The 18,531-nt window shown below is 55.5% G+C and carries 19 protein-coding genes; 13 read left to right on the plus strand and 6 right to left on the minus strand.

Annotated features, from left to right (window positions below; all coding sequences use genetic code 11):
- Positions 1 to 33 precede the first annotated feature (33 nt).
- The 5 genes from tcyJ to BBB56_RS06460 all read left to right on the plus strand — a co-directional run bounded on the left by tcyJ (position 34) and on the right by BBB56_RS06460 (position 5,138).
- Positions 34 to 834 (plus strand): cystine ABC transporter substrate-binding protein, encoded by an 801-nt coding sequence (tcyJ, locus tag BBB56_RS06440; protein ID WP_123799934.1) that lies wholly within the window; start codon positions 34 to 36, stop codon positions 832 to 834.
- Positions 834 to 1,502, plus strand: a complete 669-nt coding sequence (gene tcyL / locus BBB56_RS06445; protein ID WP_123799936.1) for a cystine ABC transporter permease — start codon at positions 834 to 836, stop codon at positions 1,500 to 1,502. The genes tcyJ and tcyL overlap by 1 nt, the downstream gene beginning before the upstream one ends.
- Positions 1,499 to 2,251, plus strand: a complete 753-nt coding sequence (gene tcyN / locus BBB56_RS06450) for an L-cystine ABC transporter ATP-binding protein TcyN (protein ID WP_123799938.1) — start codon at positions 1,499 to 1,501, stop codon at positions 2,249 to 2,251. Before tcyL ends, tcyN begins: the two co-directional genes overlap by 4 nt.
- A gap of 224 nt (positions 2,252 to 2,475) precedes the next feature.
- Entirely contained in the window at positions 2,476 to 3,564 is a 1,089-nt protein-coding gene (locus BBB56_RS06455; protein WP_123799940.1) for an acyltransferase family protein, read from the plus strand.
- Between the two features lie 491 nt (positions 3,565 to 4,055).
- The gene (locus BBB56_RS06460) at positions 4,056 to 5,138 is read left to right on the plus strand and encodes an acyltransferase family protein (RefSeq protein WP_123799942.1); all 1,083 of its coding nucleotides are present in this window, start codon (positions 4,056 to 4,058) and stop codon (positions 5,136 to 5,138) included.
- A 62-nt stretch (positions 5,139 to 5,200) separates the two neighbouring features.
- Here BBB56_RS06460 and msrA read toward each other — a convergent pair whose 3' ends face one another.
- The 4 genes from msrA to hpxD all read right to left on the minus strand — a co-directional run bounded on the left by msrA (position 5,201) and on the right by hpxD (position 8,444).
- The gene (msrA, locus tag BBB56_RS06465; RefSeq protein ID WP_123799944.1) at positions 5,201 to 5,734 is read right to left on the minus strand and encodes a peptide-methionine (S)-S-oxide reductase MsrA; all 534 of its coding nucleotides are present in this window, start codon (positions 5,732 to 5,734) and stop codon (positions 5,201 to 5,203) included.
- A 92-nt stretch (positions 5,735 to 5,826) separates the two neighbouring features.
- Positions 5,827 to 6,393, minus strand: coding sequence for a flavin reductase family protein (locus BBB56_RS06470; protein ID WP_199756205.1), 567 nt, complete (start codon positions 6,391 to 6,393; stop codon positions 5,827 to 5,829).
- Between the two features lie 41 nt (positions 6,394 to 6,434).
- Complete coding sequence (locus BBB56_RS06475) at positions 6,435 to 7,400, minus strand: PDR/VanB family oxidoreductase (protein WP_123799946.1); 966 nt, start codon at positions 7,398 to 7,400, stop codon at positions 6,435 to 6,437.
- A gap of 12 nt (positions 7,401 to 7,412) precedes the next feature.
- Complete coding sequence (hpxD, locus tag BBB56_RS06480; protein ID WP_123799948.1) at positions 7,413 to 8,444, minus strand: molybdenum cofactor-independent xanthine hydroxylase subunit HpxD; 1,032 nt, start codon at positions 8,442 to 8,444, stop codon at positions 7,413 to 7,415.
- Between the two features lie 114 nt (positions 8,445 to 8,558).
- Between hpxD and BBB56_RS06485 the strand changes: the two genes are divergently transcribed.
- Together BBB56_RS06485 and BBB56_RS06490 are read left to right on the plus strand one after the other, a co-directional pair.
- The gene (locus BBB56_RS06485) at positions 8,559 to 9,470 is read left to right on the plus strand and encodes a LysR family transcriptional regulator (protein WP_123799951.1); all 912 of its coding nucleotides are present in this window, start codon (positions 8,559 to 8,561) and stop codon (positions 9,468 to 9,470) included.
- Between the two features lie 163 nt (positions 9,471 to 9,633).
- Positions 9,634 to 10,197 carry an NlpC/P60 family protein gene (locus BBB56_RS06490; protein WP_370661852.1) on the plus strand — a complete coding sequence of 188 codons (564 nt, stop codon included), beginning with the start codon at positions 9,634 to 9,636 and terminating at the stop codon, positions 10,195 to 10,197.
- 27 nt (positions 10,198 to 10,224) lie between these two features.
- On the opposite strand, the gene BBB56_RS06495 is transcribed toward BBB56_RS06490, so the two are convergent.
- The gene (locus BBB56_RS06495; protein WP_123799953.1) at positions 10,225 to 11,043 is read right to left on the minus strand and encodes a substrate-binding domain-containing protein; all 819 of its coding nucleotides are present in this window, start codon (positions 11,041 to 11,043) and stop codon (positions 10,225 to 10,227) included.
- A gap of 60 nt (positions 11,044 to 11,103) precedes the next feature.
- Positions 11,104 to 11,946 carry a pyridoxine/pyridoxal/pyridoxamine kinase gene (gene pdxK / locus BBB56_RS06500; RefSeq protein ID WP_123799955.1) on the minus strand — a complete coding sequence of 281 codons (843 nt, stop codon included), beginning with the start codon at positions 11,944 to 11,946 and terminating at the stop codon, positions 11,104 to 11,106.
- Between the two features lie 500 nt (positions 11,947 to 12,446).
- Here pdxK and otsB point away from each other — a divergent pair, with 500 nt between their 5' ends.
- The 6 genes from otsB to motB all read left to right on the plus strand — a co-directional run bounded on the left by otsB (position 12,447) and on the right by motB (position 18,528).
- The gene (otsB, locus tag BBB56_RS06505; protein ID WP_123799957.1) at positions 12,447 to 13,226 is read left to right on the plus strand and encodes a trehalose-phosphatase; all 780 of its coding nucleotides are present in this window, start codon (positions 12,447 to 12,449) and stop codon (positions 13,224 to 13,226) included.
- 5 nt (positions 13,227 to 13,231) lie between these two features.
- Positions 13,232 to 14,668 carry an alpha,alpha-trehalose-phosphate synthase gene (otsA, locus tag BBB56_RS06510; protein ID WP_123799959.1) on the plus strand — a complete coding sequence of 479 codons (1,437 nt, stop codon included), beginning with the start codon at positions 13,232 to 13,234 and terminating at the stop codon, positions 14,666 to 14,668.
- Between the two features lie 966 nt (positions 14,669 to 15,634).
- The gene (gene flhD / locus BBB56_RS06515) at positions 15,635 to 15,985 is read left to right on the plus strand and encodes a flagellar transcriptional regulator FlhD (RefSeq protein WP_123799960.1); all 351 of its coding nucleotides are present in this window, start codon (positions 15,635 to 15,637) and stop codon (positions 15,983 to 15,985) included.
- Positions 15,986 to 16,564, plus strand: a complete 579-nt coding sequence (gene flhC / locus BBB56_RS06520; RefSeq protein WP_123799962.1) for a flagellar transcriptional regulator FlhC — start codon at positions 15,986 to 15,988, stop codon at positions 16,562 to 16,564.
- A 132-nt stretch (positions 16,565 to 16,696) separates the two neighbouring features.
- On the plus strand, positions 16,697 to 17,584 hold the full coding sequence (gene motA, locus BBB56_RS06525; RefSeq protein ID WP_123799964.1) for a flagellar motor stator protein MotA: 888 nt from the start codon (positions 16,697 to 16,699) through the stop codon (positions 17,582 to 17,584).
- Positions 17,581 to 18,528 carry a flagellar motor protein MotB gene (motB, locus tag BBB56_RS06530; RefSeq protein WP_123799966.1) on the plus strand — a complete coding sequence of 316 codons (948 nt, stop codon included), beginning with the start codon at positions 17,581 to 17,583 and terminating at the stop codon, positions 18,526 to 18,528. Before motA ends, motB begins: the two co-directional genes overlap by 4 nt.
- The last annotated feature ends 3 nt before the right edge of the window (positions 18,529 to 18,531 follow it).

Below are 18,531 nucleotides of genomic sequence, written 5' to 3' on the forward strand. Positions count from 1 at the left end.
AACACACATCACATACTAATAAATGGGGTAAATATGATTTTTTCTCGTGTTAGTCGCCATCTGGCGATGGGCGTAATGGCGGTGGCGCTGGTGGCCGGCGTTAACCTCAAGACGCACGCAGCAGAAAACCTGCTGACGCAGGTTAAAGATAAAGGCGAGCTGCGTGTGGGTCTCGAAGGCACCTATCCGCCGTTTAGCTTTCAGGACGAGAGCGGCAAACTTACCGGTTTTGAAGTGGAATTTGCCCAGCAGCTGGCGCAGCACCTGGGCGTGAAAGCTAAACTGCAACCGACCAAGTGGGACGGGATGCTGGCGGCGCTGGATTCAAAGCGTATCGACGTGGTGATCAATCAGGTGACCATCTCTGAAGAGCGTAAGAAGAAGTACGACTTTTCAACCCCCTATACCATTTCCGGCGTACAGGCGCTGACGATGAAAGCCAAAGCGGGATCCATCACCAAACCTGAGGATCTGTCAGGCAAAAGGGTCGGCGTTGGTCTGGGATCCAACTATGAGCAGTGGCTGCGCGACAATGTGAAAGGCGTCGATATTCGCACCTATGACGACGACCCGACGAAGTATCAGGATCTGCGCTCTGGCCGTGTGGACGCGATCCTTGTCGATCGCCTGGCCGCGCTGGATCTGGTAAAAAAAACCGGCGACACCATGGCGGTAGCGGGCGCGCCGTTCTCGCGTCTGGAGTCAGGCGTGGCGCTGCGTAAAGGCAACACCGATCTGCTTAATGCCATCAATCAGGCCATTGCGGCAATGCAGAAAGACGGTTCGCTGACCAAACTGTCTGAAAAATGGTTTGGCGCGGATGTGACTAAGTAATGCAGGAAAGCCTCAAACTGGTGCTGGATTCAGCACCATTTTTACTTAAGGGCGCGCTCTTTACGCTGCAACTGAGCATCGGCGGCATGTTTTTCGGCCTGGTGCTCGGTTTTGTGCTGGCGCTGATGCGGCTGTCGCACTTCTGGCCGGTTAGCCTGCTGTCGCGCTTTTACGTCTCGGTGTTTCGCGGCACGCCGCTGATCGCCCAGCTGTTTATGATCTACTACGGTTTGCCGCAGTTCGGCATCGAGCTTGATCCCATTCCCTCCGCCATGATTGGTCTTTCCCTGAATACCGCCGCCTATGCGTCAGAGTCGCTGCGCGGCGCCATTTCCGCCATCGAACGTGGACAGTGGGAAGCGGCGGCAAGCATCGGTATGACCCGCTGGCAGACGCTGCGCCGGGTGATCCTGCCGCAGGCGGCGCGCACTGCGCTGCCGCCGCTCGGCAACAGCTTTATCAGCCTGGTAAAAGATACCTCGCTGGCGGCCACCATTCAGGTGCCGGAGCTGTTCCGCCAGGCTCAGCTGATTACTTCCCGTACGCTGGAGGTATTTACTATGTATCTGGCGGCGTCGCTGATCTACTGGGTGATGGCCACCGTGCTGTCGGCGTTGCAAAACCGGCTGGAAAAACACGTCAACCGTCAGGATGAGGAGGCGAAATGAGCGCCATTGAAATCAGCAAGCTGGTGAAGACCTTTAACGGTCAGACCGTGCTGCACGGCATCGATCTTGAGGTGGCGTCAGGCGAGGTGGTGGCGATTATCGGTCCCAGCGGATCGGGAAAAACCACTCTGCTGCGCTGTGTTAACCTGCTGGAAACGCCGGACAGCGGCACCATCAAGGTAGGGGAGATCGCCATTGACGCCAGGCTGGCGCACACAAAGCAGAAAGAGCAGGTGCGCAAACTGCGCCAGCAGGTGGGCTTTGTTTTCCAGAACTTCAATCTGTTTCCTCATCGCTCGGTGCTGGAGAATATTATTGAAGGGCCGGTAATCGTTAAAGGCGAAGCCAAAAGCGAAGCTGAAACGCGCGCGCGCGCGTTGCTGGAGAAGGTGGGGCTGAAGGGCAAAGAAAGCAGCTTTCCGCGTCGGCTCTCCGGCGGCCAGCAGCAGCGCGTCGCCATCGCACGCGCGCTGGCGATGCGTCCGCAGGTGATCCTGTTTGACGAACCAACCTCGGCGCTGGATCCGGAGCTGGTGGGCGAGGTGCTTAATACCATCCGCGCGCTGGCGCAGGAAAAACGCACCATGGTGATCGTTACCCATGAAATGAGCTTTGCCCGTGACGTTGCGGACCGGGCGATCTTTATGGATCAGGGGCGCATTGTCGAACAGGGCGCGGCAAAAGCGTTGTTCAGCAATCCACAGCAGGCGCGCACCCGTCAGTTTCTTGATAAATTCCTCAACCAGTAATCCATACGCCTCTGCGGAGGCGTATTTACCTTTCCTGACACTCTCTTCCAGGCATTATCCGAAACCCTTCTGCCGATATATTCGTAATGTTTTGATTTTTATGGCTAAATTTTCACTCTTTTGCGGTCAATGCTGCGGTTGCGCTTTTTTGGGATTTCGCCTGGTTATTGCCATGCCTGAAATATAAATAATTCTTTACAAATTCATTACGTCAGGTCATCGCTATGCATACCTCTCGCCAACAGGAAATTTTGTGGATCAACACGCTAAAAGGCGGCTGTATATTGCTGGTGGTTTTGCATCACACCATCATCACCACCTTTGCGCCTTCGTTACACTATCTGAGCGCCGGCCTGCTGCCCGGCGAAATATGGGTGGCCTTTAACAAATACCTTTCGCCTTTACGCATGCCGGCCTTCTTTTTCGTCTCAGGTTTACTGGCATCCAGTTCCGTGATTAAAAAGAGCTGGCGCGAGGTCTTCACCAAAAAGTTCAGCAATATTCTCTATCTCTATCTGCTGTGGGGCGTCATTCAGTGGCTGAGTATTCACTATATTGCCACCCATCTGGGCGAACGCCTGTCCATGACCAAGAATGCCGCTTACGCCGATTCGCCGCTGGAGTTCGTTAAGCTGCTTCTGCTGTCGATGACCAGCCTGTGGTATCTCTACGCGCTGGCGGGTTTCTTTCTGGTGACCAAACTGTTTCATCGGCAGAAAATGGCGCTGGTGATACTGGCGATCCTCGCCAGCTATGCGGCCCAGCTGAGTCTGATCCCCGGCTGGGGACCGGCAAGCGTGGCGCAAAACTATCTCTACTTTCTGCTCGGCGTGTTTTTTAGTCAGTCGTTGATCGCGGTCAGCAGGCTGGAGCCACGGCATCTGCTCCTGCTGGCGGGGATCGCCGCGCTGGGCGTGGCCCATCATCTGGCGGGCAGCTATAAGAACCCTTTCTATAGCCTGCTGACGATTGTGTCTGGCATTGTGCTGTGCCGCTTTCTGAACGAGCGTTTCAATATGGGCTGGCTGAACTGGATAGGGCGCAACACCCTGCAAATATACGTGCTGCACCGTATTTTTATCGAACTGCTGGGATTGAGCGCGCTTGCCCTGGCGCTGCGCTACGGCTGGTTCGGCAACGCGGTATTCAGCTGGAGCTGGGCGCTGTTAATGCCCCTGTGCGGCGTCGCTATTTGCGTCACCGTCTCGTTGCTGGCATGGTCGCTGCTCAACCGCGGGCCAGGACGGCTGCTGTTTATCTATCCGCGCCTGTTGCGCAAACCCGTTCCCGCCTCTCTGACAACAGAGCGTTAATCTGTGCTCAGCCGTGTCTGGTCCTTTAACAAGGGCGGGGCACGGCGGTATAAAAGCGTTTGATTCCGGAATAAGACCACGCTGCTGTTGGCATTACGCTTTATTATTCGTCGCATTCCCTACCACATCTTTCTGGTATTTCTTAATCCATTTGGTGCAAAGATTTTCGTTATTTCTCTGGTATAGCCATCTGTGGTTTTTACACGCTGGCTTTACTCCTATTTGCAGGTCAGGCTTAGCCTTATCTTAAATTGTTATTTCTGCTGCTTAGTGATTAAAGCCAAACTAAAAAGCTTTTATGGTGTCTGAGTGTCAGGAAAAGTCAGAGCGAGTAACGTCCTGTCAATTCAGGTCCAGCCTGAAACTTTTAAGACTTTCGCTAGAGTCAGCCGCAAAGGAATCGAGAATAATCGCCAAATAATCCTAAAAGTTGTACGTCAATTCTCTTCCTTCCGTTTTGCATTTCTGACCTACACAGCAGGAGTCAAATCATGAGCAACGCTAAGTCAGATGAAATAGTGTGGGTTAATACCCTTAAGGGTGCCTGCATATTGCTGGTCGTGCTGTATCATACGGTGCTCCCTGGATTTGAGGGCACGCTAAAATATCTTACAGCAGGCTGGATACCCGCTGAAATATGGGTTCAGTTCAACACGGTATTATCACCGCTGCGTATGCCCGCCTTTTTCTTTGTGTCAGGTTTGCTGGCGACCAATGGCGTGCTTAATCGCCCCTGGAAGCAGGTGTTTACCAGCCGCATCACTAATTTGTTTTATCTCTATATTCTGTGGGGGTTTATTCAGTGGTGGTCCATTGTCGGCATCTCAACGGAAATTACGGGCCAGCGTATCTCGCAAAATCTTAATGCCGCCTATGCGGGTTCGCTTTTCGAGTTTTTAAAGCTGACGTTTATGGCGATGAGTACCTCATGGTATCTTTATGGGCTGGGGTTATATTTCCTTTGCGCTAAAATATTTCGCCAGTATAAAGTGGCCCTGCTGGCGGCGGCAGTATTGCTCAACTACCTTGCCGTGGAAAAAATTATACCTTTCTGGGGACCGCAAAGCGTCGCGCAATATTTCCTCTTCTTCCTGCTGGGCGTGTTCTGGAGTCCGGTAATGCTGCGCCTGAGCGAATGGCGTCGTGAAAATATTCTCCCCTGGGCTATTCTCGCCGCGCTGGCGGGGATACACGTTATTTTCGGTCTGGATAAGAGCCTGTTTATGTGCGTGATTGCGGTACTGGTCAGCGTGGCGGCCTGCCGCTGGCTAAATCAGCACTTCAGCATGCGCTATATCAACTGGATTGGGCGTAATACGCTGCAAATCTACGTTATCCACCGCATTTTTATTGAATTTTTCGGTATGTCCGCCATCCTGTTCGCACAGCGCCATCATCTGTTTGAGCATGCGTGGTTCTCATTTCTCTGGGCCAGCCTCTATCCGGTGGCCATTGTCGGCATCTGTTCGCTCTGCTCGGTGGCCGTCTGGTCGCTGACCAATCGCGGTCTGGGACAATCGCTGTTTATTTTCCCGACGCTGATTGGTTTAAAGCGCGGTCGTTCCGCCGCCTGAAAAAAAGCCCCGCGCTTGCGGGGCTGACAGAGAAGAGGCGGGCCGCAGCTCCGCCTTTTTCGTTAGCTCTTGACCCGACTGGCGAAGCTTTTGCGCAGCTTCTGTAACTTCGGCGGGATCACCGCCAGGCAATACCCGTTGCGCTGGCCTGCGCCGTCCCAGTAATCCTGATGGTACGCCTCAGCCGGGTACCACTCTTTCAGCGGCTCAATGGTGGTGACCACCGGATCCTGATGATCCTGCTGCGCACGGGCGATGGCCGCCACGGCTTCCGCTTCCTGCTCTGGCGTCGCCGGGAAAATAGCCGAACGGTACTGTGTCCCAATGTCATTGCCCTGGCGGTTAAGCTGGGTAGGATCGTGGGTGGCGAAGCTGATGTCCAGCAGGTCGCCATAGCTGACTTTTTCGGGATCGAAACCCACGCGAATCGCTTCTGCATGACCGGTTGCGCCGCTGCATACCTGCTCATAGGTCGGATTAGGTCGCGCGCCGCCGGTATAGCCGCTTTCAACCGACTCCACGCCGATCACATCTTTAAAAACCGCTTCGGTACACCAGAAACAGCCGCCTGCGATCACTGCGTATTCGATTGCCATAATGCTTAACTCCTGTCGAGGTCGAGAAAGAGAGAGTAAGGACGGCGGCGGGGCTTTTCAACCCGCCGCTGGCGAGAAGCGCTTGCAGAGGGCTAAATTAGCATCTCAGGTTTAAACTGGCCGCTGCGATCCAGCACGCGGTCGCTCATAATGGTAAAGCGTCCTTCGCCGGTATAGTGCAGCGTAGGCGGAAACTCAGGTTCGTCCGCGACGTGCGCCTTAACGATTTCGAAAATAAACAGATTGTAGTTATCGACCATTGAATCGTCATAGAGCTGACATTCAAAGCTGGCGAAGCACTCGGCGATAAGCGGCGCGTTGACCACGCTGGCAGGCTCGGCGGTAAGATCGAAGGCATCGAACTTATTCAGCCTGTCGCCGTGGCTATTGCCGATAGCCACCACTTTATCGATGAGATCGGCGGAAGGGACGTTGAGTACGCACTGTCCGCTGTCGCGGATCAGCGCATGGCTGTGGTTCATACTGGAAATCATGCAGCCCACCAGCGACGGCGAAAATTCCAGCACCGTATGCCAGCCAAGCGTCATGATGTCGCTGTGCGCTTCGAACTGCGAGCTGAGCAGCAGCACCGGACCTGGCTCAAGATATTTACGCGCCTTGCTGACGGGAAAGGCGGTTTTGTGCAGACGTTGGCTCATGACATCTCCTTGTTGCGGGGCGATGTCTTTAAGTGTAGAAGCTACAGGTCAATCACCAGCGCTTTACTGCGGCTGCGCGAGCAGCAGAGTGCAATTTGTTGACGAGGCGCCGATTTTTCACTCTCTGACTGCACGGTGTCGCGATGATCGGCCTCCCCGGAAAGCACGGGCGTCAGGCAGGCACCGCACAGACCCATTTCGCACGACAGCGGCACGTCGACGCCGTTATCCAGCAGTACGCGGGCAATGGTTTTATCGGCGGGCACCGGCCAGCTCATGCCTGAAGACGCCAGCGTGACCACAAAGCTCTCATCCTCTGCCTGCGAAGAGGGTGACGCGACGGGGGCAAAGGCTTCGCTGTGCATCTGCTCTGCGCGCCAGCCCAGCGACGCTGCCTGTTGCTGCATATGCGTCATAAAACCGTGCGGACCGCAAAGATAGAGGCGGGCGTCGGTTTCTGGCGCGCGCATTGCTTCAGGCCGATGCTGGCGCGGGCTGCTGCCTTCGGCGCTGCACAGGATCTCCGTATAGCCGTGCTGAAAAGGGCGCAGCAGACGACGCGCAAAGGCGGCGTCCTGACGTTGCCTGACGTAATAATGGAGCGAAAAGGGCGTGCCCTCTGCCTCAAGCTGTTCCGCCATGGCCAGCAGGGGCGTCAGGCCGATACCGGCGGCGACCAGCACCACGCGCTTTGCCGCCGACAGCGGAAACAGATTGCGCGGCGCGGAGATGGTGAGCGACTGGCCGAGACGCAGCTGCTGATGAATATAGCGTGAGCCGCCGCGCGAGTCGGCCGCCAGCGCGACGCAAATCAGATAGCGATCCTGACGCGCGGGCGAGCCGGTAAGAGAGTACTGCCGCACCATCCCATTGCCCAGCCGCACATCAATATGCGCGCCGGCTTCCCAGCGCGGCAGCGGTTGACCATCGTCGCGAACCAGACTGAGCGCTATCGCGTTGCGGCCCTGACGCGACAGCCCGTCAATAATGACTGAAAAAGTGGTCATTTTGTCTCCTCGCTATACCAGGAAAAACTCGCCATAGCCTTGCTTCTTCAGGCCGCGACGATAGGCGATAGAGCTGCGGTCGGCAGGAATATGCGCCTCCAGCGTCAGGTCGAGCGGCAGACGTTCGGGCATCTGCGTTTCTACCATCAGCCGATCCTCTTCAAACACGCGATGGTTAAAAGCCTCTACCTCCTCCACCGGAATATGCAGATCGAAGTTGCGCGCAACAGGAGCGAACATCCGCGTTTTACGCGCCGAGACCGGCGAGGCGGCATTCATGATAACGAGGCGCGCCGTGTCGGGAAAATGCACCGTCAGCGTGGCGGTAAAGGGCAGATGCATCTCGAAATGACGCAGCCACTGAAAACCCTCCGGCGCCTGCTGCCCTGAGCCTGCCGCGTAATTCGACACAGAACTCCAGTAGTCCACCGCAAAGCCATAGTCGGTTTCCACGGGATTATAGGGCGGCACCGTCTGATTGCTGGCGTCGGCAAAGGTGTCCGTGTGCACCCAGGCAAAGTGCGCGACGTCAAGAAACCCTTCTACCTGACGCCCGGCAAAGCCAGCCACGTCAAAAGGAGGACAGTTAATCTGCTGGAAACCGGCATCCTCCCAGTGGGGCATCTCTGGCAGCGGCGCGGGATTTTCCTCGTCCGGCGCCAGACAAACCCAGACCAGACCAAAGCGTACTTCAACCGGGAAGGAGAGCAGGTTGAGTTTGGCGGGAACCGGCTGGTCAGGGCTGGAGGGAATGCGGTTGCAGCGGCCATCTGCGCCAAAGCGCAGCCCGTGATAAGGACAGATAATGCCGTGCTCATCGTGGAAGCCGAGCGTCAGCGGCACGCCGCGGTGTGGACAGACGTCTTTTGCCGCGACAATCTGCTCACCTATGCGATAGATCACCAGCTGCTCGTCCAGCAGCACCGCTTTCATCGGCGCCGGGCCGACGTCGCACAGGCGCGCGACCGGATGCCAGCAGCGCGCCAGCCGCAGCCAGTCGTCAGGTTCAAATGTACAGTGGGCCGGAGGCAGGGGAGTTTTCATAGCGGTTACCTTTTCCAGGGCAAAGCAGAATAACGCTATTGTGGACAGAGCAGGGCGCGGCGATCCATCATCGTTTTTTCAGCGACGTGTTGCATAAAAGGGTACAGGTAAACCATGCTTCCTTTTTCACGCTTTTCTCACTACTTTCTTGAGGTCGCGCGCAGCGGCAGCTTACGCAAGGCCGCGGAACAGCTGCACGTTTCCGCTTCGGCAATTAACCGGCAAATCCTGCAGGCGGAAGAGGAGCTGGGGATGCGGCTGTTTGAACGGCTGCCGGACGGGATGCGCCTTACCAGCGCCGGCGAACTGCTGCTGGATGACGTGCGGCGCTGGCAGCGCGAATATCAACGCACCCGTCAGCGGTTTGATGAGATTCAGGGGTTGCGGCGCGGCCACGTTAGCCTTGGCCTGATTCAGGCGTTAAACGAAGGAGCCATCGCCGATGCGCTGTCGCAAATCGCGCAGACCCATCCCTGGCTGCGGCTCGATCTGAGCGTGCACGACAGCGCGCAGATCAGCGAACAGGTCAGGCTGGCGGAGCTGGACGCCGGGCTGGTGCTGGATCCGCAGGGCCAGGCCGGCCTCAGCGTGATGGCTTTCGCCGAGCTGCCGATTGGCGTGGCGCTGCCCGCCGGGCATGCGCTCGGCGCGAGTCAGTCGCTTTCGACGGGACAGCTGAGCGCGGAACGTCATATTATTCCAGGCGCGCCGCTGGTGGTGCATGAGCGCGTTGAAATGCTTTATCGCCGCCACAGCCTGCAACCGGAAAACGTTATTACCTGTAATGACATTCGCCTGATTAAGTCTCTGATCAAGCAGGGCAGCGGTATCAGCATATTGAGTCTGCTGGATGTCATGGATGAAGTCGATCGCGGCACGCTCTGCTTTGTGCCGCTGCGCGACAGCCATGTGAGGCCGTTAACGCTGGCGCTATGCTGCGCGCCTGCCCGGCAGTTATCACGGGCGGCCCAGCAGGTAATACAGCATCTGACTCAGGTTATTGAAGCCCTGGCGGCGTCGCGCTAAGCGCCATAATTTGTCTTAAAATCAACACAGAGCGCATATTGGCAGCAACTTGTGTAAAGTAACGTAAAGCGCCAGAGGAGCAGGTTTAGCGAATGTCTTAATTACGCTATAAGTCCTCTACCACGCCAACCTGCTTAGGGTTTCACCTTACACGATGATGACTCTGCGACCGCTGCTGACGCTTGTGTTAGCTTCTGCCTTTTTGCTTGGCGGCTGTTCCCGCCATTCCAGTGATACCTCCGCACAGAATGATACGCAGTTCGGTGAAGAGAGCCTGGGCGATCAACCCGATCTGATCCCGGTCGTCGCGGCCCTTCACGATCAGATGCATACCTGGCACGGCACGCAGTATCAGTGGGGCGGCACCGAGCTTTCCGGCGTCGACTGTTCTGGATTCGTCTGGCGAACCCTGAAAGATCGCTTTAACCTGCCGATGGATCGCGTGACCACCACCGAACTGCTGAAAATGGGCAAACGCATTGCGCCACGCGATTTGCAGCCGGGCGATCTGGTGTTTTTCCGTATTGGCGGCGGGATGCACGTTGGCTTCTATGATACTGACCGCCACTTTTTCCACGCGTCGGTCAGCCAGGGGGTAGTGCGTTCCGCGCTTGATAACCCTTACTGGCAAAGAGTCTTCTACCAGGCGCGTCGCCTGCCGAAAGAGTACAACGCGCAAATTACGCTGAATAAAAGCAGCGGCATGACGCTGGCGCGTAAATCGTAAAAAAGCCCGCCTGTGCGGGCCGGGTACTTAATGGCGGATGGCGCAGCCGCACTGGCCCATTTCGCCCAACACCGCTTTGCCATGATGCGAATGGCGCAGCTGCAATGCGCCGTGCCGCCATGCTCCATCTCTCTCAGTGCGATTCAGCAGCAGGCGGTTTAACGCTTCCGTTATCTGTAAGGCGACAGGCTGCGCCCAGCTGGTCAGATGCCAGGTCGAGGCCGCGGCTTCCTCGCTGTCGCCGAAGCCTACCACAGCAAGATGCGCGCCCTGACCAAAATCGCGTACCGCCTGTAGCGCGCCGAATGCCAGCAAATCACTATCGCAGAACAGCGCCTGAATGCGCTCCGAGGCGCGGGCGCGTTTCAGGTAGGCCATTGTCGCCTGATACCCGCTTTCGCGATCGCGACGGCTCCCGGCAATAAGGGTCTGGTCCAGATGCTTATCCGCCGCCGCCAGAGCGCTGCTAAAGCCGTCGATGCGCGCAGAATCGGCGCAGCCCGCCTGTTGCAAATAGCCGAAACGCCGGTGTCCCTCCGCCAGCAGCAGTTGAGCCACCTCCGCGCCGGCGCGGAAACCGTCCAGCTGAAGCGCCGCCAGCGTAACAAGCGGCTTCTGTCCAACAGCCGCGCGACAGGCCGCACTGAGGGGGCCGGAAAGATGAAGCGCCGCGCTCAGCAGTGGCGCTAACTGCTTCGCGCGATTCTCTGTCGAGGTATCGACCAGCAGCGCGGCGCAGCCCCGTTGATTAAGCTGCCGGTTCACTTCATTCAGCAGCGCCGCAGTGTGAGGATGGCTAAAATCATCGCTCAGTACGCCGACGGTTTTACAGGTGTTGTTATACATTTAAGAGACCCTGTCAGAGTGAGTAGAGGTCTCTTTACCATAAAGGAAGCGAGACTCTTTTCACACTGTCTCAGCGCTTGCCAGCTGCAATTCCCGTCTGCCCTGCGTGCGAGTGGCCAGCACTGACTGCTGGGCGAACAGACTTGCCTGCTCAACGGCGGCATTCAGCGGCATAGCGCGCAGCAGCCCGGCGGTAAGTTCGGCGGTAAACAGATCGCCGGTCCCTTTTGGCGGGTTATCGTAGCGGGGATGTTCGGTGATAAAGGTGTTATCGGCGGTGACGCAAAACACCTGCATACTATGGCGCGCGTCGTCGCGCGTCGCGCTGGTGACAACCACCCATTGAGTCTGCGCGCTCAGCAGCGAGCGTGCGGCATCCACAATCTCCGCGTCGCTCTCCAGCCGGGCATTGCACAGGCAGCCAAGCTCAAAACGATTTGGCGTCAGCCCGGTAGCCAGCGGCGCGAGCTGTTCGCGATAGTGCGTCGCCAGTTCGGGATCGACATAAAAGCCGCTGTCGTCATCGCCCAGCACCGGATCGATAATGACCGACATCAGCGGATTTTTTTCGCGCATCAGCCGCAGCCAGCGCGCCAGCGCGGCCGCCTTATCGGTGGATTTTAAATAGCCGAGCACGGCGGCACGCGCCGCAACGTCGAGATTGCGTTCCGCCAGCGCGGTCAGATAGCCCTCAAACCAGGGCTGTGGAATTTCGCCGCCATAGCAGCTGGCGTAGTGGGGGGTATTGCTCAGCAGTACGGTAGGCACGGCCACTACCCTTAACCCGTGACGGCGCAGCGCCGGTACGGCAATGCTGTTCCCCACGCTGCCGTAAACTACCTGAGACTGAATGGAAATAACGTCAATGATTTCGCCGTCCGGCGTATCAGATACCTGAAACATCCTGCGCTCCTGTTGGCCCTTTATGGTCCCAGTATACAGCTCAGCCAAAAGAGATGCGGCAGCACTCCTGTTAGCGACTTTTGCCATTAAATTTATCAAATGGGTCTGCCGCTTCCCTTAACCTCTTTAGCCCTTGCCGCGCAAGGCGTTATGAAGAGGTAAGCGCAGCGGCATTGGCAGAATATTCTGCTGCTCAGCTGCGAAAAAACCCGCAGCGACTGGCAAAAGCGCCAGTGCCGTCTACACTTAATCGCGACGATGTTTTCAGTCAGGTTGATATGTCTGTGGCGGTTTTAAAATTTTGTGGTGTTTTACCCGACTTACCATGCTGGTATCCGCAAGTTCTACTCTGCACGTTAACCCGCTCAACCGTTCCGGTTGACGCCTCCACCGACATTCACCCCGACAAAAACATCCTGTTATGGCGCGTTGACGAGCCAGGCCTCTGACCTGACAAGCCGCGAATCGCACGCGCTCGAATTAACTACAGGAGAAGACAAGTGACCCAAGCGGCGAATGAACATGCCTCGCTTCCTGCGCTAAGCGGCGGTCTTTATGCCTTCTTTTTTGACGTAGACGGCACCCTTGCCGCTATTCAGCCGCAGCCCGACGCGGTTTTCATTCCTGAAAACGTGCGTCAGCAGCTGCAACAACTCGCCTCGCTTTGCCACGGCGCACTGGCGCTGGTTTCCGGTCGTCCGATCGCCCAGCTGGATGCGCTGGCCGCACCGCTGGCGGCGCCCGCAGCGGGTGTACACGGCGCCGAGCGCCGCGATGCGCAGGGCGAGCTACACCGTATTAGCCTGGAGCCTGAGGTCGCCGACGCGTTGCAGCAGCAGCTGCAACAGGCGATGGAGAAATGGCCGGGTACGCTGCTGGAGGCCAAAGGGATGGCCTTCGCGCTGCACTACCGTCAGGCGATGCAGCATGAACAGGATGTGCTTGAGCTGGCCGAACAGGTCGTGAAACGCTTTCCGGCGCTGGCGCTTCAGCCGGGAAAATGCGTGGTGGAGATTAAACCGCAGGGAATAGATAAAGGCGAAGCCGTACGCGCTTTTATGCGGGAAGCGCCCTTTACCGGACGCATTCCGGTATTTGTCGGAGACGATCTTACGGACGAAAAAGGATTTCTCGCGGCCAACGCCATGCAGGGTATTTCCGTAAAGGTCGGACAAGGTTCCAGTCAGGCGCGCTACCGGCTGCCAGATGTCGATGCCGTCTATGCATGGCTGGAACGATTACTATTACAAATAAAGCAAGACAACGTCGGTAAGGAGTAAAGGTTATGAGTCGTTTAGTGGTCGTATCTAACCGAATCGCCATTCCTGATGGGAAAAAAGCCAGCGCAGGCGGCCTCGCCGTAGGTATTCTTGACGCGCTTAAAACCACCGGAGGGCTGTGGTTTGGCTGGAACGGGGAAATCAGTGAATTTTCCGGAGAAGAGGAAGACGAACTCGAGCAGGTAGAGCATGACGGCATCTCTTACGCCGCGCTGCCGCTGAGTCAGAACGATTATGATCTCTATTATTGCCAGTTCTCCAATACCGTTATCTGGCCTGCTTTCCATTACCGTCTCGATCTGGTGCAGTTTCAGCGCGAAGCCTGGGAAGGGTACTGCCGCGTCAATGAGATGCTGGCGAAACGCCTGAAGCCGCTGATTAAGCCAGACGACACCTTGTGGATCCACGATTATCATCTGCTGCCGTTTGCGGCCGCGCTGCGCAAAGCGGGCATTAATAACCGCATCGGTTTCTTTCTGCATATCCCATTTCCTACGCCGGAAATTTTCAACGCGCTGCCGCCGCATAAAGAGCTGCTGGAAATGCTGTGCGAGTACGATTTGCTGGGCTTCCAGACGGAATCGGATCGGGTTGCCTTCCTCGACAGTCTGAGTCAGCTGACGCAGCTGCAAAATAAAGGCGATAAAAAACATCGCGCCTTTGGCAATACCTTTATGACCGAGGTCTATCCGATCGGTATCGAGCCGGACAGCATTAAAGAGATGGCGGAAGGTCCGCTGCCGCCAAAAATGGCGGCGATGAAGCGTGAGCTGGGGGATGCGAAAAACATTATCGCCTGCGAACGTCTCGATTATTCAAAAGGCTTGCCAGAACGTTTTCTGGCGTACGAAGCGCTGCTGGAAAACTTCCCGGAGCATCGCGGCAAAATTCGCTATTCGCAGATTGCCCCGACGTCTCGCGGCGATGTACAGGCCTATCAGGATATTCGACATCAGCTGGAGACCGAGGCAGGGCGCATTAACGGCAAATACGGCACGCTGGGCTGGACGCCGCTCTATTATCTTAACCAGCATTTCGACCGCCGGCTGTTAATGAAAATCTTCCGTCTGACTGACGTGGGTCTGGTAACGCCGCTGCGTGACGGTATGAACCTGGTGGCGAAAGAGTATATCGCCGCGCAGGACCCGGACGATCCGGGCGTGCTGGTGCTGTCGCGCTTTGCCGGCGCGGCCAACGAGCTGACATCCGCGCTGATCGTTAACCCTTACGATCGTGACGAAGTGGCGGCCGCGCTGAATAAGGCGCTTACCATGCCGCGCACGGAGCGTATTTCACGCTACAACGACATGATGGCGACACTGCGTAAGAATGACATCACTCACTGGCGTGAAAGTTTCCTGAAAGACTTGTGGGCAATCTCGCCGCGTAGCGACGATCATGGCACCGTAAATAAGGTAGCCACCTTTCCTAAACTCGCCTGATCCTTGCGGCGGTCGCTAATGCTGGCCGCCGCGCTGTTTTTTATCCCACCATTATCTTAACAGCGGCGCTAACGCTTTTTGCCGGCAGCCCGTCTCTGTTTCTCTCCGCGCCTGCGGATTTAACCGCCACTTTCAAATTAAAATGCCTTTTTTTCACGCAAAGGCCTAAAGTCCGGCAGCAAACTGCCGATAGTTCTGACTTGCAAAAGTGTCAAATCCCCCATTCATTCATTTTTCTAATGTAACTGCCGGTTACATCTCTTGCCTTCAGCTTTACGACCACTTTTAAACGTTAACGTTTCGTTGCGGAAACGGGAGAGATTCCCACCCCTTCGCTTTACGCTCTCCTTACTCACTACAAGAAACATTTGCCCTAAGTAATTAATTTACAAAAGATTAAATTGACCTCTTTTTAGTGCTTTATGCTGATTCTTGCTGTGGCGGCAGAGGGTTATAAGGTGTTAAGGGCAATGTTAAAGATATTAGATCGACCAGCAAGGGGAGGAGATGACACATCATATCTACAGAGGGAATAAGCCCCTTTTTAGGACGAAATATTAATGAAATAAAGCAAATCTGAACAAAAAATAGACAAAATAAAAGCGATGCTGAAGGATTCTGGAAAAAATTTGCCTTAAAAGTGTGACGCAGATCACACTTTATCTAAAATTTCACATCTGTGTCGTTGTATGTCGAAATCAGACGGGATAGATTTGCGTTGTTTTAGGAATAGTCTTAAAAAAGTTCATAAGACGTCACGGAAGATCGCGATAATTTAAAAAAAGAATGGCCCTGGGGTTTTGACTGGCACGGCAAATATGCTCTTGAGAGCATGAGGCTGACTTCAGAGTACGTTTGGTTTTTAGCTGTAAATTTTTGCCATCTTTAGTTTTACCAACCAGCAACCCGAAGCGCAGAGGGTTTTTTCTGCAAAGCAATTACGTCGCGTCTGTCAGGATGGAAAAAATGGGTACATCTGATTTACTAAAACATATTTATGATATCAATCTGTCGTATTTACTGCTTGCGCAGCGATTAATTAACCAGGAAAAAGCTTCTGCAATGTTTCGCCTCGGAATTGACGAAGAGATGGCTGATGCATTGTCGCAATTAACTTTACCTGAAATGGTAAAGCTGGCGGAAACCAATCAGTTGGTTTGTCAGTTTCGCTTTAACGACCATGCTATTATTAATCGCCTGACGCAGGAATCTCGTGTGGATGATTTACAACAGATCCACACTGGAATTTTATTATCCAGCCGTTTGCTGCGTACTGTCTCTAAAGAAGAGACGCCGGCGAAAAAGAGGGCGATGTAAATGTCCGAAAAAAGTATTGTCCAGGAAGCGCGCGATATTCAGCTCGCGATGGAATTAATTTCTCTCGGCGCACGTTTACAAATGCTGGAAAGCGAAACTCAGCTTAGCCGTGGTCGTTTAATTAAGCTGTATAAAGAACTGCGCGGCAGCCCGCCGCCGAAAGGAATGCTGCCGTTTTCTACCGACTGGTTTATGACGTGGGAGCAAAACATTCACGCTTCCATGTTCTGCAACGCCTGGCAGTTCATGCTGAAAACCGGCATGGCGACCGGCGTTGACGCGGTCATCAAAGCTTACCGTCTCTATCTTGAGCAGTGTCCGCAGTCGGACGAAGGTCCGCTGCTGGCGCTGACGCGCGCCTGGACGCTGGTGCGCTTCGTTGAAAGCGGCATGCTGGAACTGGCCGATTGCAAATGCTGTAACGGCAGCTTCATCAACCACGCGCATCAGCCGGTTGGCAGCTTCGTCTGTAGCCTGTGCCAGCCGCCGTCACGCGCGGTAAAAAGACGTAAACTTTCTGCCGATTCTGCCGATACCTTTCCACAACTGCTGGATGAACAGGTTAAACACGCCGTTTAAGTTTGTTCGCATCGTGGAAAGCATCCAGCAGCGGGTAACCCCCGCTGCTTTTTTTTTGCCCACGATTTGAATAACGCCTGCGGCTCTCTGGCTTAACTTCCACCCACACGTTACGGACGTAAGGATGTTTTTGTGCTGATCATATTGGGTTATATCGTCGTTGTCGCATCCGTGTTGGGCGGATATATGATGGTGGGCGGTCATCTTGGCGCGCTTTATCAACCTTCTGAGCTGTTAATTATCGGCGGCGCCGCTGTTGGCGCTTTTTTGGTCGGCAACAACGGTAAGTCGATTAAAAAGACCCTGAAGGCGCTGCCGAAACTGATGCGCGGCTCAAAATATAACAAAGCCCTCTATATGGATTTGATGGCGCTGCTTTATCGCCTGATGGCCAAGTCACGCCAGCAGGGCATGTTATCGCTGGAGCGCGACATCGAAGATCCGACACAGAGTGAAATCTTCGCTAATTATCCGCGTATTCTCGCCGATAAACAGCTGGTGGATTTTATTACCGATTATCTGCGCCTGATGGTCAGCGGCAACATGAACGCCTTTGAGATTGAGGCGCTGATGGACGAAGAGATCGAGACCTACGAACACGAGTGTGAAGTGCCAGCGCAAAGTTTATCTGCTATCGGCGATGGCCTGCCGGCTTTCGGCATCGTGGCGGCGGTTATGGGCGTCGTGCATGCCCTGGCGTCCGCCGACCGACCTGCGGCGGAACTGGGCGCGCTGGTGGCGCACGCCATGGTGGGAACCTTTCTCGGCATTTTGCTGGCGTACGGCTTTATCTCGCCGCTGGCATCGGTGCTGCGTCAGAAGTGCTCTGAAACCACCAAGATGATGCAGTGCATCAAGGTCACGCTGCTCTCAAGCCTGAACGGCTATGCGCCGCAGATTGCGGTGGAGTTTGGACGTAAGACACTCTACTCAACCGAGCGCCCCTCGTTCAGCGAACTGGAAGAGCACGTACGTAACGCGAAGAATCCGGCTAAACAGACTTCGGACGAAAATGCATGAAGAACGGCAACCGCCCCATAGTCGTGGTCAAAAAGCGCAAGCATAAAGGCCACGAAGGCAGCCACGGCTCCTGGAAAATCGCCTATGCCGACTTTATGACGGCGATGATGGCCTTCTTTATGGTGATGTGGCTGATCTCTATCTCCAGTCCGCAGGAGCTGGTGCAGATCGCCGAATATTTTAAAACGCCGCTAAAAGTGGCGCTGACCGGCGGCAAGCGCAGCAGCGACAGCGACAGCCCTATCCCCGGCGGCGGGGACGACGCGACGCGTATTCAGGGCGAAGTGAAAAAAGTCGTCAATATGGACGAACAGAAGCGCAAGCTGGATGACATTCGCCTGAATCGCCTGCGCGAAAAGCTGGATCAACTGATTGAGGCCGACCCGCGTCTTAAGGCGCTGCGTCCGCATCTGATTATCAACATGGTGGAAGAGGGGCTGCGTATTCAGATTATCGACAGCCAGAACCGACCCATGTTTAAAACCGGTAGCGCCGACGTCGAGCCGTATATGCGGGATATTCTGCGCGCTATCGCGCCGGTGTTAAACGATCTTCCCAACCGCATTAGCCTGGCGGGCCATACGGATGACTTTCAGTACGCCAGCGGCGATCGCGGCTACAGCAACTGGGAGTTGTCCGCCGATCGCGCCAACGCCTCGCGTCGCGAGCTGGTAATGGGCGGACTCGACGGCGGCAAAGTACTGCGCGTGGTGGGCATGGCCGACACCATGAAGCTGAAAAACCGCGGCGGCAACGATGCCGTTAACCGCCGCATCAGTCTGCTGGTATTGAACCACGATACCGAAGCAGCAATTGAAAAAGAGAACGCCGAGAGCGACGCCGTCCAGGTGAGCGATCCGGCGGCCATTGAAAAGATTACCGCGCCGCCTGTGCCTCAAAGCAGCAGCCCGGTAAACACAGCAGCCCCCTCACAGCCGAGGTGATCC

Origin of the sequence: Candidatus Pantoea deserta (assembly GCF_003813865.1) — a bacterium.
Taxonomy (GTDB): Bacteria; Pseudomonadota; Gammaproteobacteria; order Enterobacterales; family Enterobacteriaceae; genus Pantoea; species Pantoea deserta.